The sequence below is a fragment of the Robertmurraya sp. FSL W8-0741 genome, from assembly GCF_038004005.1.
In the GTDB taxonomy this organism is placed as follows: Bacteria; Bacillota; Bacilli; order Bacillales; family Cytobacillaceae; genus Robertmurraya; species Robertmurraya siralis.
The window spans coordinates 1,797,706-1,816,702 of sequence record NZ_JBBOQG010000001.1; the positions used below are offsets into that span (position 1 = coordinate 1,797,706).

At 39.3% G+C, this 18,997-nt stretch carries 12 protein-coding genes and 1 other annotated feature; of the genes, 11 read left to right on the top strand and 1 reads right to left on the bottom strand.

Annotated features, from left to right (window positions below; genetic code table 11):
- Positions 1-10: 10 nt before the first annotated feature.
- From NST02_RS08680 to ysxE, 7 genes are all read left to right on the top strand, one after another.
- Positions 11-844: a cytochrome c biogenesis protein gene (locus NST02_RS08680; RefSeq protein WP_095307522.1), complete on the top strand. Its 834-nt coding sequence runs from the start codon at positions 11-13 to the stop codon at positions 842-844.
- A gap of 132 nt (positions 845-976) precedes the next feature.
- Complete coding sequence (hemC, locus tag NST02_RS08685; protein WP_095307515.1) at positions 977-1,912, top strand: hydroxymethylbilane synthase; 936 nt, start codon at positions 977-979, stop codon at positions 1,910-1,912.
- A complete protein-coding gene (locus NST02_RS08690) occupies positions 1,909-2,697 on the top strand; it encodes a uroporphyrinogen-III synthase (RefSeq protein WP_137744280.1) in 789 nt (262 codons plus the stop codon). Before hemC ends, NST02_RS08690 begins: the two co-directional genes overlap by 4 nt.
- Before the next feature lie 3 nt (positions 2,698-2,700).
- Positions 2,701-3,672 carry a porphobilinogen synthase gene (gene hemB, locus NST02_RS08695; protein WP_340948730.1) on the top strand — a complete coding sequence of 324 codons (972 nt, stop codon included), beginning with the start codon at positions 2,701-2,703 and terminating at the stop codon, positions 3,670-3,672.
- A gap of 39 nt (positions 3,673-3,711) precedes the next feature.
- On the top strand, positions 3,712-4,998 hold the full coding sequence (gene hemL / locus NST02_RS08700; RefSeq protein WP_095307479.1) for a glutamate-1-semialdehyde 2,1-aminomutase: 1,287 nt from the start codon (positions 3,712-3,714) through the stop codon (positions 4,996-4,998).
- A gap of 307 nt (positions 4,999-5,305) precedes the next feature.
- Complete coding sequence (gene spoVID / locus NST02_RS08705; RefSeq protein WP_137744279.1) at positions 5,306-6,409, top strand: stage VI sporulation protein D; 1,104 nt, start codon at positions 5,306-5,308, stop codon at positions 6,407-6,409.
- Positions 6,410-6,597: 188 nt separating this feature from the next.
- Complete coding sequence (ysxE, locus tag NST02_RS08710) at positions 6,598-7,650, top strand: spore coat protein YsxE (RefSeq protein ID WP_095307452.1); 1,053 nt, start codon at positions 6,598-6,600, stop codon at positions 7,648-7,650.
- Between the two features lie 69 nt (positions 7,651-7,719).
- Here ysxE and NST02_RS08715 read toward each other — a convergent pair whose 3' ends face one another.
- Positions 7,720-7,911: a hypothetical protein gene (locus NST02_RS08715; RefSeq protein WP_095307440.1), complete on the bottom strand. Its 192-nt coding sequence runs from the start codon at positions 7,909-7,911 to the stop codon at positions 7,720-7,722.
- 334 nt (positions 7,912-8,245) lie between these two features.
- Positions 8,246-8,482: a binding site (T-box leader), on the top strand.
- Between the two features lie 225 nt (positions 8,483-8,707).
- Between NST02_RS08715 and NST02_RS08720 the strand changes: the two genes are divergently transcribed.
- The 4 genes from NST02_RS08720 (at position 8,708) to NST02_RS08735 (ending at position 18,994) form a co-directional block, all read left to right on the top strand.
- Positions 8,708-11,353 carry a valine--tRNA ligase gene (locus tag NST02_RS08720; protein WP_095307757.1) on the top strand — a complete coding sequence of 882 codons (2,646 nt, stop codon included), beginning with the start codon at positions 8,708-8,710 and terminating at the stop codon, positions 11,351-11,353.
- 103 nt (positions 11,354-11,456) lie between these two features.
- Entirely contained in the window at positions 11,457-12,752 is a 1,296-nt protein-coding gene (locus tag NST02_RS08725) for a bifunctional folylpolyglutamate synthase/dihydrofolate synthase (protein WP_095307429.1), read from the top strand.
- 328 nt (positions 12,753-13,080) lie between these two features.
- A complete protein-coding gene (locus NST02_RS08730; protein ID WP_244988868.1) occupies positions 13,081-14,634 on the top strand; it encodes a sensor domain-containing diguanylate cyclase in 1,554 nt (517 codons plus the stop codon).
- Between the two features lie 220 nt (positions 14,635-14,854).
- Positions 14,855-18,994, top strand: coding sequence for a VWA domain-containing protein (locus NST02_RS08735; RefSeq protein ID WP_212933124.1), 4,140 nt, complete (start codon positions 14,855-14,857; stop codon positions 18,992-18,994).
- Positions 18,995-18,997: the final 3 nt, after the last annotated feature.

The following is an 18,997-nucleotide window of genomic DNA, read 5'->3' on the forward strand; positions in this document are numbered from 1 at the left end:
GGTTCTAACTATGATTGAGGTTTACATGACTCGGCTACATGAATTCACAATCATTCTTTATGCCTTGAGTATTTTATTATATTTTATTGATTTTCTTTACAGTAGCCGGAAAGCAAACCAAGTTGCCTTCTGGTTACTTGCGTTTGTATGGCTTTTGCAATCGGCTTTTTTGTGTATTTACATGGTGAATACAGGCAGATTTCCAGTGCTGACAATCTTTGAAGGTCTTTATTTTTATGTCTGGGTTTTAATTACTTTGTCGCTTGGGATTAATCGGTTATTAAAAGTTGATTTCATCGTTTTTTTTACGAATGTCATTGGATTTGCGATCATGGTCATTCACACATTTGCTCCGATTCAATATGAATCTGAAATTATGGTTCAACAACTTTCATCTGAATTACTTTTTATACATATAACAATGGCTATTCTTTCATACGGAGCATTTTCGATTTCAGCAGTTTTTTCCCTCCTTTATTTATTGCAATACAATCTTTTGAAACGCAAAAAATGGGGAGCACGTCTTATTCGAATATCCGATTTGTCGAAGCTTGAGCATATGTCCCATATTTTAAATGTCATTGGCGTTCCTATGCTTTTACTATCCCTTATATTAGGACTGCAATGGGCTTATATTAAATTGCCGGAGATGATTTGGTACGATGCGAAAGTAATCGGTTCCTTTATTGTTCTTGTCGTGTATGGTATTTCTTTATACCTACGAGTCGGAAAGGAATTTCAAGGAAAGAGCTTAGCACTGTGGAATTTGGCTTCTTTTTTAATTATATTAATCAATTTTTTTCTGTTTGGTCAGTTATCCTCTTTCCATCTATGGTACACATAGAAGATATACCCCATCCAGAGAAAATTTGCCTTTCCGAATGATTAGCCATTTCTAATCGCATGGCTAGTTCCGTATCATGAAAATATAGAAAATCGTTCTAACATTAACAAATAATCCTTTCAGGAGGCAATCATGAGAAAATTTATTGTTGGTTCAAGACGAAGTAAACTGGCTTTAACACAAACAAATTGGGTCATCGAGCAGTTAAAAAAAATTGACCCTAATTACGATTTTGAAGTGAAAGAAATCGTCACAAAGGGAGATAAAATTTTGGATGTAACCCTTTCTAAAGTCGGGGGGAAAGGGCTATTTGTGAAGGAGATTGAACAGGCAATGCTCAATGGCGAAATTGATCTTGCCATTCACAGCATGAAAGATATGCCGGCTGTTCTTCCTGATGGTTTAGTCATTGGTTGTATTCCTGAAAGAGAAGATCACCGTGATGCACTAATCTCTAAAGGGCATATTCCGTTAAAAGATTTGCAGCCTGGCTCTGTTATTGGAACAAGCAGCTTACGACGAGGAGCGCAATTATTAGCGGCACGGCCAGATCTTGAGATTAAATGGATTAGAGGAAATATTGATACGCGTCTTGCGAAGCTTGAAACGGAAGAGTACGATGCGATCATTTTAGCAGCTGCTGGACTTTCACGCATGGGCTGGGCTTCTGATGTTGTAACGGAATTTCTTGAGCCGGAAATATGTCTTCCGGCCGTTGGGCAAGGTGCCTTATCGATTGAATGTAGAGGTGACGACACGGAGCTTCTAGAGCTTTTAAGCAAATTCACTTGTCAGGAAACGGATATCACCGTTAGATCTGAGCGTGCATTCCTTCATAAGATGGAGGGAGGATGTCAAGTTCCGGTGGCAGGATATGCCTATATGAATGAAGATGGTAAAATCGTATTGACGGCTCTTGTCGCTTCGCCTGATGGGAAAACAATTTATAAAGAAATGTTGCAAGGAACAGATCCTGAACAACTGGGTGTCGCTGCTGCTGATTACTTGATAGACAAGGGAGCAAAGACTTTAATTGAGGCAGTGAAAAAGGAGTTAGAAGGAGAATGAATTCCCGAGCATTGGCAGGGAAAAGAGTACTTGTTCCCCGCGGAAAAAAAAATGCTTCAGCTTTTTCTGCTATCGTAGAGGAATTTGGAGGGATTCCAGTAGAGGTCCCTCTTCTTGAATTTCGTCCAGTTGAAAATAGGAGCGATATTGATCCAATTTTAACTTCCTTGTATACATATGATTGGCTCATTTTTACGAGTGATGTAACTGTTGAGACTTTTTTTGCCATGGTGGATATGAATTTGGACAAGTCTCGTGCGAAGATCGCTGTGATAGGTGAAAAAACGGAAGAAGCTTTATTAAAGAGGGGAATTTCCGTTGACTTCAAGCCTGAACATTATGTTGCGGAGAGCTTTGTGAAGGAGTTTTCTCCTTATGTAAATGAAGGAGAAAGACTGTTAATTCCGAAGGGCAACTTGGCGCGGGATTATATTGCTCAGTTTTTCAAAGAAAAGGGACACGTTGTTGATGAAATTATCATTTATGAAACGTATTTTCCTGAAGACAGTAGGAAAAAGCTCCTATATTTATTGCGAAATCGCAAGCTGGATATACTCCCTTTTACAAGCCCTTCAACAATTGAACATTTTATGTCAATCGTTACCACTTATGATCTATTTGAACAAATAAAAGAATGTATTGTGGCGACTATCGGTCCAGTGTCAAAGCGAAAGTGTGAACAATTGGGATTAACGGTGCACGTCTGCCCTAAAATATATACATCTTATGAAATGATGAGCGCAATTGCACAATACATGATGAAAAAGGAAAAAATAGGAGGATAAAAAATGAATTTTAATCGCCACCGCCGTTTGAGAAAATCTGCAGCTATGCGTTCAATGGTTCGAGAAAATCAGCTCCATGTTGAGGATCTCGTATATCCGCTGTTTGTAGCTGAAGGAGAGAATATTCGGAAAGAAATCTCCTCCATGCCGAATGTTTACCAACTATCCCTTGATCTATTAATGGAGGAAATTGATGAGGTTGTATCTTTAGGAATTAAATCTATTCTTTTATTTGGAATCCCACTTGAGAAAGATGAGTGTGGGCAAGGTGCATTCCATGATCATGGGATTGTGCAGGAAGCAACTCGTTTAATTAAGCAGCATTATCCAGAATTAATTGTTATTGCTGATACATGTTTATGTGAATATACAAGCCATGGGCATTGTGGAATCGTTGAGAATGGAAAAGTCTTAAATGATCCGTCATTGAAATTGTTGGTTGATACGGCTGTTAGCCAAGCAAAAGCCGGTGCTGATATTATCGCTCCGTCAAATATGATGGATGGCTTTGTTACTGCTATCCGTGCAGGCCTAGATGAAGCAGGTTTTGAAGATACACCAATCATGTCTTATGCAGTTAAGTATTCCTCTGCCTTTTACGGACCGTTTAGAGATGCAGCGGAAAGTACTCCGCAATTTGGTGATCGCAAAACCTATCAAATGGATCCGGCAAATCGCTTGGAGGCTTTTCGAGAAGCGGAATCCGATGTCGCAGAAGGAGCCGATTTTCTTATCGTTAAGCCGGGAATGCCTTATTTAGACATCGTTCGTGACGTGAAAAATAATTTCACTTTGCCGGTTGTCATTTACAATGTGAGTGGAGAATATTCAATGGTGAAAGCAGCCGCTCAAAACGGTTGGATCGACGAAAAATCCGTTGTCATGGAAATGCTTGTTGGGATGAAGCGTGCTGGAGCTGATATCATTATTACTTACCATGCCAAAGATGCGGCAAAATGGCTGAAAGAAAATTAAAAATGAACCATTTAAATATGTGAGAAATGAGGGAAGAAGATGCGTTCTTATGATAAATCAATTGCTGCCTTTCAAGAAGCAAAGGAATTAATGCCTGGAGGGGTGAACAGTCCTGTCCGTGCTTTTAAATCGGTCAATATGGATCCGATTTTTATGGAAAGGGGAAAAGGCTCTAAAATCTATGATATTGATGGGAATGAATACATTGATTATGTATTGTCATGGGGTCCGTTAATTCTTGGTCATACAAATGACCGTGTCGTTGAAGCATTGAAAAAGGTGGCGGAATTGGGTACAAGTTTTGGTGCCCCAACAATAATGGAAAATGAATTAGCCAAGCTTGTGATAGAACGTGTCCCTTCTATTGAGGTTGTCCGGATGGTATCCTCTGGTACTGAAGCAACGATGAGTGCTCTCCGCCTTGCCCGCGGATATACAGGGCGAAATAAAATATTGAAGTTTGAAGGCTGCTACCACGGACATGGGGATTCTCTCTTGATCAAAGCAGGATCGGGTGTTGCCACGTTAGGCTTGCCAGACAGCCCAGGTGTCCCAGAAGGGATTGCCAAAAATACCATAACCGTTCCATATAACGATCTTGACAGTGTAAAGTTTGCTTTCGAACAATTTGGAGATGATTTGGCTGGGGTTATTGTGGAGCCTGTTGCAGGAAATATGGGGGTTGTTCCACCACAGCCTGGTTTTTTAGAAGGGCTTCGTGAAATTACGAAGGAAAATGGCACCCTGCTTATTTTTGATGAAGTGATGACTGGCTTCCGTGTCGGCTATAATTGTGCACAGGGCTACTTTAATGTGACACCAGATTTAACTTGTTTAGGTAAAGTAATTGGTGGAGGACTACCAGTTGGTGCGTATGGTGGACGCGCTGATATTATGGAGCAAATTGCTCCAAGTGGGCCGATCTATCAAGCTGGAACGCTATCAGGAAATCCTCTGGCGATGACAGCAGGGTTTGAAACATTAAGTCAGTTAACGCCGGAAAGCTACCGAGAGTTTGAACATAAAGCAGATATTCTTGAAGCGGGATTAAAGGCAGCAGCTGATAAATACGGGGTTCCAATTACAGTTAATCGAGCAGGTTCGATGATTGGTTTCTTTTTTACAAAAGAAGCTGTCATCAACTATGAAACAGCCAAAACGTCTAATTTGGATTTTTTTGCTTCTTATTATCAAGAAATGGCTAATCAAGGAGTTTTCTTGCCTCCTTCCCAGTTTGAAGGTCTCTTCCTTTCAACTGCACATAGTGACGAAGACATTGCTAAAACGATTGCCGCTGCAGAAGTAGCGTTTTCCAAACTTAAATAAGTTCCCGAAAGGTCTGTATTCTAGCTTTTTTCTGCTAGAGTTCAGGCTTTTTTTTTCATTATTCTTCCATAAAGGTTTTCAGTAAATGACTCTCTACATCTTCTCTAAGTCCTTCTTAGTTTTCCTATCTCGAAATAGCTTGGATGGTGATGAACACAAAAGAAGATCCTAGCAGGAACGATAATGGCTTCGAATGCGCCTTGCGCTTTTGTTCTTTTCTCTGGATTTTTATCATAAAAAGATTTCCTGCCTCATAAATTGTTAATGACATGGTGATTGATGAGAGGAAATGAAAGGAGGAGTCGCTTTGTCTGAAGGAAATGAATCTTTCTTACGGTTTTCCTTGGAAGAATCTGTTTGGTTTCAAAAAGGACAGGAAGTAGCGGAGCTTATCACGATTTCGCTTGATCCAAATATAACCATTCATGAAAATGACGATTATGTAACCATTGAAGGGGAATTACAACTTAGCGGGGAATATAAACGGAAAGAAACAGAATCTGAAGTGGAGGAAGAGATACCATTATCACCTAAATTCGTCCAAGAAGTTGAGAACAGAGACGAAGGAATTACTCAGTTTTCTCACCGCTTCCCAGTTGATATTACCATTCCTGTTCACCGTATTGCTAGTATTAACGATCTGGATGTGGAAATTGAATCCTTTGATTATCTTTTCCCTGAACAAAGCTGTATGAAATTAACAGCAGACTTAACGATAACAGGGTTAAAAAGCGATGAACCAGGGGTTCAACCGGAATCTCCAGAGCTTGAGCTTGCATACCGAGATGAAGAGCCGCCGATACAGGAAGTGAAACTTGAGGAAGTCGAAGAAGCGGAAGTAGCGGAAGAGACTGTTCCTCCTGCAAATGAACTGTTTGCGCCATTTGTAGCAGAAGCGCGAAAAACTCCTGAGGACGATACGATTGAAACAGAGCCAGCTCCTTCATCATTAGAACTTGATAAGGCGCCAACTCTGGAAGTGTATGAACAAGAATCTGAGGCAATCAGTACTATTCCAGACGTTTCATTTGCCCCACAAAGACATGAATTTACTCCAAATGAGCCAGCAACAGATCAATTAAAAGCAGTGGAACAGGCAGAGCATGAGTATGAGAGTTCAAATGATGAAGAATCCTCTTCTTCATCATCTGAAGAAGTTGCTAAAAAGAATAAGAAGAAATCAAAGAAACAAGGCATTTCGATTACCGAATTTTTAGCAAGAAAAGAAGATGAAGAAGCCATTGCCCGCTTGAAAGTATGCATTGTTCAAAGTGGAGATACGCTCGATGTCATCGCAGAACGTTATGAAATTTCGATACAGCAGCTTTTAAAGTTCAATCATCTAGAAGTGAATCAAGATGTGTTCGAGGGGCAGGTTCTTTACATCCCTGCTACTGTCACGCATAATTAATTATTTTATCAAACAAAAACAGGCTGGGTGGGTTGGTCGGTGGAAACCTGCTCGTCCTGTTTTATCTATGTTGAAAGAGAAAATGTTTCGGATATGAAAGCAAAAACACGCTAACATAAACGACACTGCTTCAAGAAAGTTTTATTGCACTGGCTTAGTTATTAGCCTATGGAAAGAAGTGAGTTCGTATGAGTGAAACGAATCATTTGCAGGAAGTTGAACCGATTTTAAGCCATTATGGAATACAGCCCCATTTTGTAGAAGGCTTTCAAAAGGTAAAAAGAATTTATTCAAATAAAGGGATATTTGCTTTAAAAAAAATAACTCCTCAACAAGGAACCGATTTTATTAAGCATATTCAATTTCTCTATCAAAAAGGCTTCAATCGCATTATTCCTATTTATCCGACTCTTGATGGAAGATATGCGGTGATTCATGGGAAAAACTTGTACTATTTAATGCCTTGGCTTCCCAATGAAATAAAAGAGGATCGCAATGAGCTCCATCAGCAAATGTTTCGAGAGCTTGCGCGGCTTCATACATTATCAGTTCGCGAGGTCACGATTGATAAAGAAGAGAAAAACGTGCATTATGAGAATACGGTTCGTGAGTGGGATAAAGAGAATGAATTTCTTGACGGGTTTTTAGCGCAATGTGAGGGAAAGTGGTATATGTCGCCGTTTGAGCTCCTGTTTTGTCTCTATTATCATGATATCAGTCAAGCATTGCGCTTTTCCACAAATAAATTTAAGGAATGGTATGAAAAAACAAAAGATGACAATAAGGCAAGAGTTGTTTTAGCGCATGGCAAGCTTTCAACTGAGCATTTCCTTTATGACGACAAAGGCTATGGTTATTTTACAAACTTTGAAAACAGCAAGCAAAGTTCACCGATGCATGACCTTTTGCCATTTTTATCAAGAACGTTAAAAACGTACCCGAAGTCACATGAAGATTGTGTTGATTGGATTTACACTTATTTCAAATATTTTCCTTTAAGGGATGACGAATTAAATCTCTTTTTAAGTTATTTTTCCCATCCCCATGGATTTTTAGCTGTTGTGGAAGAATATTATAAATCGCGAAATAGGGATGAGCGAAAATATGTTCAAAAATTACAAAGACATTATTGGCATCTTAAAAACACAGAATATATCGTTATGCGTATTGATGAGATTGAAAGACAAAAACGGCTTGAAAAGGAAGCTCAAGCCGAAGCGCAATCTCAAGGTAATACTTAAAGACTATAGTATTTTCGCACTCTTATAAATCGCTCCGAGGAACAATCTTTATGAAAGGTTGTTCCGCTGTTATAATAACTCAATTTTAAGGGCTACTGTTATTAGGACAAGAGCAATTAAAAACAGTACATCGAAAGCAGTTGGAAATAAAATCGTACGTATCCCTTGAAATATGCAAAATGGAATGGCAAATTGATGCAGGACGTCTCGAGATTTTTTCAACCACGGTGGAAGCGCATATGGATTATATTTTCTCCTCACAATCTCTTCCCCCTTTTCCCCAATGGGTATTTTCCTTATTACTTAATCTATGTCCCTTGCTTTGGGATTGTGCGAAAAACGTTGTTGAGGCTCTGTTAGTCCGATAGGAGTCGAGTTCCGGAATTATTGGTGGAATTTCCGGAATTACGTCATGAATTTCCGGAATTACCCCAAAAAATTCCGGAAATTCATCTGACATAGTCGATTTTTCACGTACAATTCCTCTCAATGAAGTTTCATTTTCTGAAAAACTGTATATACTAAAAAAAAATCAGTTATCCTTATTGACGTCAGTCTTTGTTTTTATGTAGTATATTGATTATACAAATAGAGTTATATTGCTATGATAGGGAAGAGTACGGTGGTTCCTTGCTTTAAGAGAGGAAAACCATGAGCTGAAAGGTTTTCTAAGCAACACCAGTGGAAGTCGCCCTTGAGCATCTTTTGCGAACGAACGACTTTCAAGTAGTAAAAGACGGGGAATCCGTTATCTAGTTAAGTGCCAATCGATATGGGAAATATGGATTGGAAAAAAGGTGGTACCGCGAAGCAAACTCCATTCGTCCTTTTGATGACGAATGGAGTTTTTTCATTAGGAAATTAAAGTTTTCGCAATGGTAGATAACTTTTATATTAAGTGTATCTACGACTAGCTCCAGCGCTTATCGCTTAGCAAACTTCAGTCGATAAGTCAATTGAAGGTGCTTGCGCCGCAAATTTGTTATGCACGGCGAAGAGCAAGGCGCCCCGCGCTTTTGATTTTGGAATGAAAGAGGAAGAAGAAAGGAAGAGTGAAATGGAAACAAATGAGCTATCGATGCCAACGAAATATGATCCGAATACAATTGAAAAGGGTCGTTATGATTGGTGGGTGAAAGGAAAGTTTTTTGAAGCACAAAATGATGAGAAAAAAGAACCGTATACAATCGTTATTCCTCCACCAAATGTTACAGGAAAGCTTCATTTAGGACATGCATGGGATACGACATTGCAAGATATATTAACGCGTATGAAAAGAATGCAAGGCTATGACGTATTGTGGCTGCCAGGAATGGACCATGCGGGAATAGCGACACAAGCAAAGGTTGAGGAGAAGCTCCGTCAAGAAGGAGTAAGCCGGTATGATTTAGGCAGAGATAAATTTGTTGAAGAAACATGGAAGTGGAAGGAAGAGTATGCAGCTCATATTCGAGCACAATGGGCGAAGCTAGGGCTCGGTTTAGACTATAGCCGAGAGCGTTTTACTCTTGATGAAGGGCTGTCGAAAGCGGTCCGCGAAGTGTTTGTCTCCTTATATAAAAAGGGACTTATTTATCGCGGTGAATACATTATTAACTGGGACCCGTCCACCAAAACAGCATTATCTGATATCGAGGTTATTTATAAGGATGTTCAAGGTGCTTTTTATCATATGAACTATCCTCTTGCAGATGGCTCAGGTTCGATTGAAGTAGCGACTACTCGTCCCGAAACAATGCTTGGTGATACGGCGGTTGCTGTTCATCCAGAAGATGAGCGCTACAAGCATTTAATCGGCAAAAAAGTGATTCTTCCAATTGTTGGCCGTGAAATTCCAATTGTAGCTGATGACTATGTAGATATGGAGTTTGGTTCAGGCGCAGTAAAAATAACACCAGCCCATGATCCGAATGACTTTGAATTAGGAAATCGCCATAATCTTGAACGGGTTCTTGTGATGAATGAAGACGGTACAATGAATGAAAAAGCAGGGAAGTATAAAGGGATGGATCGCTTTGAGTGCCGCAAGCAAATTGTGAAAGATTTGCAAGAACAAGGAGTTCTTTTCAAAATTGAGGAGCATATGCACTCTGTTGGCCATTCAGAACGTAGTGGCGCTGTTGTCGAGCCATATTTATCAACGCAATGGTTTGTCAAAATGCAGCCGCTCGCTGATGAGGCGATTGCCCTTCAACAGAAGGAAGAAAAAGTGCATTTTGTTCCAGACCGTTTTGAAAAGACATATTTGCACTGGATGGAAAATATTCGCGATTGGTGTATTTCTCGCCAGCTTTGGTGGGGGCATCGCATTCCTGCCTGGTATCACAAGGAAACGGGTGAGGTTTATGTCGAGCATGAACCACCTGCTGATATTGAAAACTGGGAGCAGGATAACGACGTTTTAGACACGTGGTTCAGTTCCGCATTATGGCCGTTTTCGACGATGGGCTGGCCGGATACAGAATCTGCTGATTATAAGCGTTACTATTCAACGGCAGCACTTGTAACAGGTTATGATATCATTTTCTTCTGGGTATCAAGAATGATTTTCCAAGGACTCGAATTTACAGGAGAACGTCCATTCAAAGATGTTCTTATACATGGTTTGGTTCGGGATGCACAAGGTCGAAAAATGAGCAAATCATTAGGCAATGGTGTCGATCCAATGGATGTTATTGCACAATATGGCGCTGACTCTTTACGCTACTTCCTTTCAACTGGAAGTTCACCTGGTCAAGATTTACGTTTTAGCATGGAAAAGGTCGAAGCGACTTGGAATTTTGCTAATAAAATTTGGAACGCATCACGCTTCGCTTTAATGAATATGAATGGATTGAAGTATGATGAAATTGATCTAAGCGGTGAGAAGTCGGTAGCAGACAAATGGATTCTCACCCGTTTAAATGAGACCATTGATACAGTAACAAGACTATCTGAACGTTATGAATTTGGTGAGGTTGGCCGAATTCTTTATAATTTCATTTGGGATGATTTTTGTGATTGGTATATTGAAATGGCAAAGTTGCCGTTATACGGGGATGATGAAGCTGCGAAAAAGACGACGCGCTCAATTTTAGCATATGTGCTGGATAATACAATGCGTCTGCTTCATCCGTTCATGCCGTTCATTACTGAAGAAATTTGGCAAAATCTCCCGCATGAAGGTGAGTCGATTACAACTGCGAAATGGCCTGAAGTGAACGAAGAACTTTCTGACAGTGAAGCATCTGCGGAAATGAAATTGTTGGTGGAAATCATTCGTTCAGTCCGAAATATTCGTGCTGAAGTAAACACACCGATGAGCAAGAAAATCAACATCCTTGTCAAAGTAAAGGATGACCATATTCTGCAAGTATTGGATAAAAATCGTTCCTATTTAGAACGGTTCTGTAATCCAGAGGAGCTTGAAATTGGCAAGAATATTCTGATTCCTGATAAAGCGATGACGGCAGTGGTTACTGGGGCAGAAATTATTTTACCACTTGAAGGTTTAATTAACATAGCTGAAGAAATTGCTCGTCTTGAAAAAGAGCTTGATAAATGGAATAAAGAAGTGGAAAGAGTTCAAAAGAAACTAAGGAATGAAGGCTTTGTGAAGAAAGCTCCAGAAAAAGTGATTGCCGAGGAAAGAGTGAAGGAAGCGGATTACCTAGAGAAAAGAGCAGCTGTGGAGCTCCGTATTAAAGAGTTAAAGGGTCAATGAGCAGTTGTGAAGACGAATCCGTTTGGCGGATTCGTCTTCACTGTCTGAAAGGATATTGGTTAATATCATATGTTCTAGCATAATGGAAAAAGGTGAAAATGATATGTTTCAGTCTTATGAAGAAGCGTTGAATTGGATTCATTCACGCTTGAGATTAGGGGTTAAGCCAGGATTAAAAAGAATGGAATGGATGATGGACAAGCTAGATCATCCTGAGAAAAAAATTCCGACCATACATATTGGAGGAACGAATGGAAAAGGCTCAACGGTGACGTATTTAGGCTCGATTTTGCAAGCGTCAGGTTTAAAGGTTGGAACGTTCACCTCTCCTTATTTCGAACATTTTAATGAGCGAATTTCCATTAATGGCCATTCGATTAGTGAGGAAGATTTGGTCAAGATTACAAATGTGATTAAACCACTAAGTGATGAACTAGAGCAGACGGAGCTTGGCTCCCCTACTGAATTTGAAGTGATTACCGCCATGAGTTTTTACTATTTTGCTGAGGTCGCTCCTGTCGATCTTGCCATTTATGAGGTTGGACTTGGTGGCAGGTTTGACTCCACCAATATCATCACGCCGCAAATATCAATTATAACAAGCATCGGCCTTGATCACATCAATATTTTAGGGAATAGCTATGAGCAAATCGCCTTTGAAAAAGCGGGAATTATAAAGCCAGGCATCCCAATTTTAACAGCCGTTAAGCAGCCTGAAGCATTTAATGTCATTAGAGAAAAAGCAGCGCAAATGGATGCGGCTATACATCGTCTTGGCGAGCATTTTTTTATTGATCATCATGTTTCACTCGAGAATGGTGAACGTTTCTCCCTGCAAACGTCAAAAAGTTATTTAGAGAATTTAGAAATTAGAATGCTCGGACAGCATCAAACGGAAAATGCCGCTTTGGCAGTTGAAGCAGCCATCCTTTTAGCAGCTTCTTACAAAATTGCAGAAGAGGATATTCGCCAAGGGTTGAAAAAAGCATACTGGCCTGGAAGATTTGAAATCGTTTCTTCTTCCCCATTAATCGTCCTGGATGGGGCCCATAATGAAGAGGGGATTGAAACGCTAGTTGTGGAATTAAAACGCCGTTTTCCTGGGCGAAAAAAAAGGTTGATTTTTGCTGCGCTCGGCGATAAAAAAGTAGATAACATGATCAAAAAGCTAGACTCGGTCTCCCAGATGATTACATTCGTGAGCTTTGACTTTCCTCGAGCGGCAAATGCAGAGGAGCTCTATCAGTTTAGTAGCCTGGCCCATAAACGAGCGGAAAGCGATTGGCAAAAAGCAATTTCAGAAGAGTTGCGAGCGCTGGAAAGCAATGAAATGCTAATTATTACGGGTTCTCTCTATTTTTTATCTGAAGTAAAACCATATATAAATACATTCATTTAGTACGTTATAATACGTAAAATGTATGACAAAAGTTAGAAAATTTGTTAAACTAATGAGTGCAATTGTGAAAAAATTCCTAAAAATTGTTAATGAAATATTTTTAATAGTGTAAAAAGAATCAAGTGAAATAAATTTGCGTCAAAAATGGGAAGAGAGGGGGATAATGTTGCTCAGGCCACATGTAAAGAGGATTATATGGATTTTATGGCTTCTTATTGTACCCGCTGGTAGCTGGCTCGTATATTATTTTTTCCCTCCTCTCGTATCTTCAATAAGTTTCGAACTTTTAGGGTTTTTGTTATTAACATGCTTTGTTGCTGGTACACCAATGATTATCAACAACACGCCAATTTTTTATATTCAATGGGTCTCGCTTACAGTCTTTCTCATATTCGGCCTCTTCGTTGAAGTTATCTTTATGCAGATCGCCATTGTTGTCCTCCTCTTAAGAATACGGGCTCCGAGGGAACAGCTGCACCGCTATCCATTAAATTGGTTAATGTTTTTTATGACTTCTGTCGGCAGTGGGGTTGTGTATTATGCTCTCGGTGGAACCCATGGGATAGATATTTTGAGCAGCCCGCACAATCTCTTATTAGCCTTTGCATACGCCTGCACCTATTTTCTTTTAAATCATTTTCTTCTAATGTTTATCGCTTATATTGTTCAGGGGAAAAAAAGAGCTCTATTTGATAAAGATTTCATTTGGGAGGCGTTATCGACCGCTATTACATTGCCAATCGGAATGATTTTATATATTTTATATCAAGAAGTAGGAGCAATCGCTGTTATTTTTGTCGGTATTCCATTTGCAAGTCTATCGATCATATTAAATTTGTACTATTCTAGTGACAAGGTGAACCAAAATTTACAGAAAGCCACTGAAATTGGACATGAGTTAGCTGAGAGATTACATGTAGAAGAAGTACTTGATTTGTTTATCCAAAGATTAACTGAAATGTTTCCGGTTGATTATGCTTATATTTTGGATATCGTTGACGATGAATTAAAATTGCTGAAAAGCGTTGAAAAAAATGTGAAGCAATCATTGAAAATTCCTTCACAATTTAAAAGTCAAGGAATAAGTGGGCATGTTTGGTCGACTGGAAAGGCTGTTTTATACAATTCAAAAAGAGAGTGGAAAGACATTGTGCATGGATATATGCCTGCGTCTGCAGAAAGCATTATATGTGTGCCAATTGTCCGCAGCAATGAGGTAGTCGGCATCCTTCTTCTAGCATCGGAACAAAAAAGAGCCTATGAAAAAGCACAGCTTATGATCGTTGATATTCTTAGTTCGTATTTCGCTGTTGCGATTGAAAATGCCAAGCACTATGAAAGAACAAAAGAAGATAGTGAGCGTTGTGCACTCACAAAGCTTTATAATTATCGATATATGGAGCGTGCTTTAGAAGCGGAGTATCTTCTATTAACAAAGGGCAAAAGAGACCATCTTTCTGTTATTTTATTGGATATCGATCATTTTAAAAATGTCAACGATCGCTATGGTCATCAGAGTGGTAATGAAATTCTCTACCAGCTTGCGCAACGGCTTTCTGCGCTGATTGATATGAAAACAGGAATTGTAGCCAGGTTTGGCGGCGAGGAATTTGTTATTATTCTTCCTGATGTTGATAAGAAAGCAGCGTTGAATATTGCTGAATTTGTGAGGCAGACGATTGCCAATCGTCCATTTATCCTCTCTCAACATATTGAAGATATAAAAACTGAGATTTCTGTTCACCTGACAGCGTCCATTGGAGTGGCTTCAGCTCCGGATGATGCGGATGATGCCATGTCCATAATTCGCCATGCAGATAGAGCCCTTTATGTAGGAGCGAAGCGGAATGGACGGAATAAGGTAGCAGAATATGTAAAATAAGAGTAAAAAACCAGAAAAAGGGGATTGACTCTTATTTTTTTTGCCGCTCTTCGAGAGCTTAAAGGGTTCCTTTAAGTAAGTTTCATTTATATGAAATTAGAAGAATTTAGAGAGCTCTCTACAAATATTTAACAATTCCCCTATTGATTATAACTAATAATTGGTATAATAGTAGTAATAAAGACTCAGAACGTATGACGTAATCAAGGGAGGGGAATTTATGAGAAATAGGTTCAAGAGCGTTTCGATTGGTATTATTATTCTATTTTTACTTTCATCTGTGTTTTTACAGCCTCTACCCATAGAAGCAGCAAGTCAACCAGATGTTCATTTTTCTGTATCGCCGTCATCAGCAAAGCTTACTTTAAATGCCGATAGCATGGCTGAGGGGGCGCTTAATATTGATTTAGTTCCTACTGGGACTGTTGATCAGAAGCAGAGAGAGCCAATTGACGTCGCATTTGTATATGATACATCAGGATCGATGGATGACTTTTTTGAGAATAAGAGGAAATCTACGAGTGCAAAGAATGCTCTAGCGAGTGCCCTTACATATTTTGGCGCTAAAGATAATCAAGTATCTGGAGATCGCTTTTTCTTTATTCCGTTCAACGATAATGTCCGTACGAGTGGACAGGTAAAAGTAGTAGAAGGCTTAAAAAATATCGAAGGCTTGCTCGGCAAGCTTGAATCGAATAACATAGGCGGTACCAATTATACACAAACTCTTGAGTACGCAAGGAACAAGTTAATGCAAAGCAGTAATAAAAATAAATATATTGTCTTTCTTACAGATGGGGAACCGACCGTTTTAAATTACGGAAATTACAAGTACATATTATATACAAACGGAACAGCTTTATACAATGGAGTAACTTCAAGAGGAAACTATTCAAAAACAAGAGAATTGATTCATCGCATTGCTAAGGAAACGAGCAGACAGTTAGCAGCAGATAATATTACGATGTATAGCATCGGTTTTGCTAGAGAGGATGAGATCGATTTTCAATTATTGGAAAGCATGTCATCGATTACCGGTGCTGCAGCGGTCCGAGCAACCCCTACCAATTTGACCAATATATTTCAAGAGATTTCCAAGAAAATCGATAATTATACAATTAGTGGTGAAGTGTCGGTCGATTTACGGAAATTTAACGGAGACGTTACTGTTGCTCCTGATGCGGACGCGATAGTAGATAATAATCAAGTGGCGCATATCCCGTTTAGGTTTACGTTTCCAGTTGGCGCTGAGCCAGATCCTAGTAATATAGCAACATCGTTGCCACTAATCTTTCATAAAGCAGGCACCTATTCTTTCGAGCATATCGAACTACATTATGATGGACTGACGACGGCAAAGAGGCATGCTCCTGTTATCATAAAAGTAAATCAGGATATGAATTCAATTCCAGGGGCAAGCTTTACCGTAAAACCATCTTCGGAGGAATTTGTCAAACCGCCTCATGACAATGCAAAAGGAAACATCGATATTACGATTACCGGGAAGGGAATGGCACCTAAGGACGAAAGATTGCCGATTGATGTCGTTTTTGTACATGACACATCGGGCTCGATGGCTGAACCATTTGATGGTGCACGACGGGATACAACGGCCAAACATGCTTTGCAATCAGCCATTCATTATTTCGAAATGAATTCAAAAGCCGAAGATAAGTTTTACTTTGTTCCCTTTGACAGCGAAGTCAGTAGAAAAACAAAAGCAGCCACCAATTGTTTTCTCGGACACTGTTGGGGTGAGAAAAGAATCAATATCGTCTCGCTTGAAGGTTTACATAATATTAAAAATGCGATTGGTGATTTAGATTCAGGTGGTGTTTCAACCGGGGGCACAAACTACAATGCTGCATTGACTGAAGCAATGAGGAAATTTATCCAAGGAAGCAATAGAAGCAAATATATTATCTTTTTAACAGATGGGGAGCCAACTGTCCTTACGCACCATAATGATCGTTATGAAATATTTACGAATCAAACAGCGAGGAAAAATGGTGTCAACGCTCCATTGGCAGAAGTAAAAAAAATTATAAGAGAACAGGCGCTAAATATTTCTGATACTCTTGGAAGTAATGGAATCACAATGTACAGCATTGGCTTCGCCCAGGAAGGTGAAGTGGATTTCGAACTATTAAGAAATATGTCCGTTAAGACGGGAGGATATGCTGTACAAGGAAAGTCTAATAATTTAACAGCGATATTTGATGATATTTCAAGAAAAGTAAATTCTTCTAATATTTCAGGAAGTGTCATGATCGATTTAAGCCCTTTTAATGGAGACGTTATCGTTGATTCAAGTTCTAATTTCAAGGCAAACGATGAACAGATTGTGCAAATCCCTTTTAACATCACATTTCCGGCAGGAGAAAAGCCAGATCCACATGTGATTCAACAATCTTTGCCGTTGCAATTTCAGAAGGCAGGGAGCTATGAATTCCGCAATAATGTGACGCTGACTTACACGGATATTAACGGTACACGGCAGACTTTTGAACACGAACCGTTTACAGTTATCGTCAATGAAGAGAGGGCCCCATATTTTTTAAATGAAGTGAATATTTTAGGAAATCAATTTTATTCTCCTGATAACTTAATAAAGATTGGCAATCATGATTCAGAAAGAAATGAATTTTTCGTTGAGTACAAGCTTAGACCTGAAACAGTATTCACTGAAATTACGAGAGGAATAATCAATGATATAAAAATTACGCAACCGCTATTTGAGGGAATCTCTTTAGCGACGCACGAGCAAATTTCACTATTAAAAGATGGTAAACCTGTGGAAGGGATCACGGTTCAACCAATAGATAATGGACGAGCGCTCGAAATTCATCTGCAAAATAATGATATCATTTATGAATCTGGAGATTTTTCTGTTGCAGAATATGTGATTAAAGTAAGGTTAAAGGCAGACTGGGCATTACCATATAGACAAATGCCGCAAGCACAGTTATATTTTCATGATTCCCGTTTCAAGGAGCAAACTCAGTCTTTAAATATTGATGAACAGCGAATTTCCATGAGGGTTCAATTAAATGAAACGAACTATAATTACTCTGGGGATTACAAAGGATTAATTGAAAAAATCAGTCGTCAAGATGGGGCGACGATAGCAGATACCATCCTGACTCAAGACAATATATTGATCGAAAAAGCTGTAAAAGGAATGGGGTTAATCAATCAGGGAACGGCTATTGAAATCACGTATTATGACGATACGAAAGCGATTCTCTACTTAAAAACAAATTTTCAGCTTAAGAACGTATCCTTAAGCAAAAATCTTCAATCTGGAGATACAACAAAGGGACGCGTTGCTTTCAAAATCACGGACTTTGTCGCAGGTGACGGGGCAATCTATGAATATCAATTAAATGTAGACGGTGCTGATACGGAGTGGCATGAGTTTGATCCAATGGCAATGATTGAATTGCCTAAAGACTTAGAGGGGTACATTGAGATTCGCGTGAGAACAAAAGGCGGTTTTAGTGTTAATGATAATCCAATTGTTAAAACGTTAACGATTGTAAAGGAAGGTTTGTCTGTTGAACCGAATCCAATTGAGATTGATGTCGGCGAATCACTCGCTGTTGAGATTAAAATAACACCGGATGATGAAACGGATAGAGACTTTGACGTTACCATTTTGGAACCAACGATTGCTATGTTTGAAAATGGAAAAGTAACAGGCTTAGAACCAGGTGAGACCCATCTCCAAGTCATCACGACTGATATTGCTGGAAATGAAATTAAAGAGTTAATCCCGTTGAAGGTTAATTCAATCTTAATTGAGAAAATTACTGTTACACCAAATCCGCTCCATATTGGAAAGCTGCTTGAATATCATGATTTTCATGTTGAGATAGAGCCGAAAAATGCTTCTAATCAAAAGCTAGCTTGGAAATCCTTACATCCTTCTATTGTTGAAATTATAGAGTCAGGTCGGATCTATGGGAAGATGACGGGAACTGCTGAAATCGAAATTAAGGCTGAGGATGGCAGCAATGTTGCCACTACGATTATTGTTCATGTCGGTTCTCCATTAACAGGCATAGAGGTCGATAATGAGCTTGTAATTGAAAAAGGGGCAACAGATAAAAATGTTCATCAACATTTTAGATATTTACCTTCGGATGCCACTAATATTAAAGGGAAGCCTTCCTTTGCTTCAACCAATGAAAAGATATTGGAGGTTGAGCCGAATGGGGAGCTTATTCCGAAGAGGATTGGTGATGCAGGTGTGAAAATCACCGTCCGAGATGAGGATGACAATACATTTACAGCAGAGTTAAAAGTGAAAGTGGTTGAAAAAGGTTCAAATGGTAGGGATAACGGGGATAAATATTAACTT

Excerpts from the sequence above, each read along its gene's own strand:
- NST02_RS08680 (WP_095307522.1), top strand. The coding sequence starts at position 11 with ATGATTGAGGTTTACATGACTCGGCTACATGAATTCACAATCATTCTT.
- ysxE (WP_095307452.1), top strand. The coding sequence starts at position 6,598 with ATGAGTGAAACGAATCATTTGCAGGAAGTTGAACCGATTTTAAGCCAT.
- NST02_RS08720 (WP_095307757.1), top strand. The coding sequence starts at position 8,708 with ATGGAAACAAATGAGCTATCGATGCCAACGAAATATGATCCGAATACA.
- hemB (WP_340948730.1), top strand. The coding sequence starts at position 2,701 with ATGAATTTTAATCGCCACCGCCGTTTGAGAAAATCTGCAGCTATGCGT.
- hemL (WP_095307479.1), top strand. The coding sequence starts at position 3,712 with ATGCGTTCTTATGATAAATCAATTGCTGCCTTTCAAGAAGCAAAGGAA.
- NST02_RS08735 (WP_212933124.1), top strand. The coding sequence starts at position 14,855 with ATGAGAAATAGGTTCAAGAGCGTTTCGATTGGTATTATTATTCTATTT.
- NST02_RS08725 (WP_095307429.1), top strand. The coding sequence starts at position 11,457 with ATGTTTCAGTCTTATGAAGAAGCGTTGAATTGGATTCATTCACGCTTG.
- hemC (WP_095307515.1), top strand. The coding sequence starts at position 977 with ATGAGAAAATTTATTGTTGGTTCAAGACGAAGTAAACTGGCTTTAACA.
- NST02_RS08730 (WP_244988868.1), top strand. The coding sequence starts at position 13,081 with ATGATTATCAACAACACGCCAATTTTTTATATTCAATGGGTCTCGCTT.
- NST02_RS08690 (WP_137744280.1), top strand. The coding sequence starts at position 1,909 with ATGAATTCCCGAGCATTGGCAGGGAAAAGAGTACTTGTTCCCCGCGGA.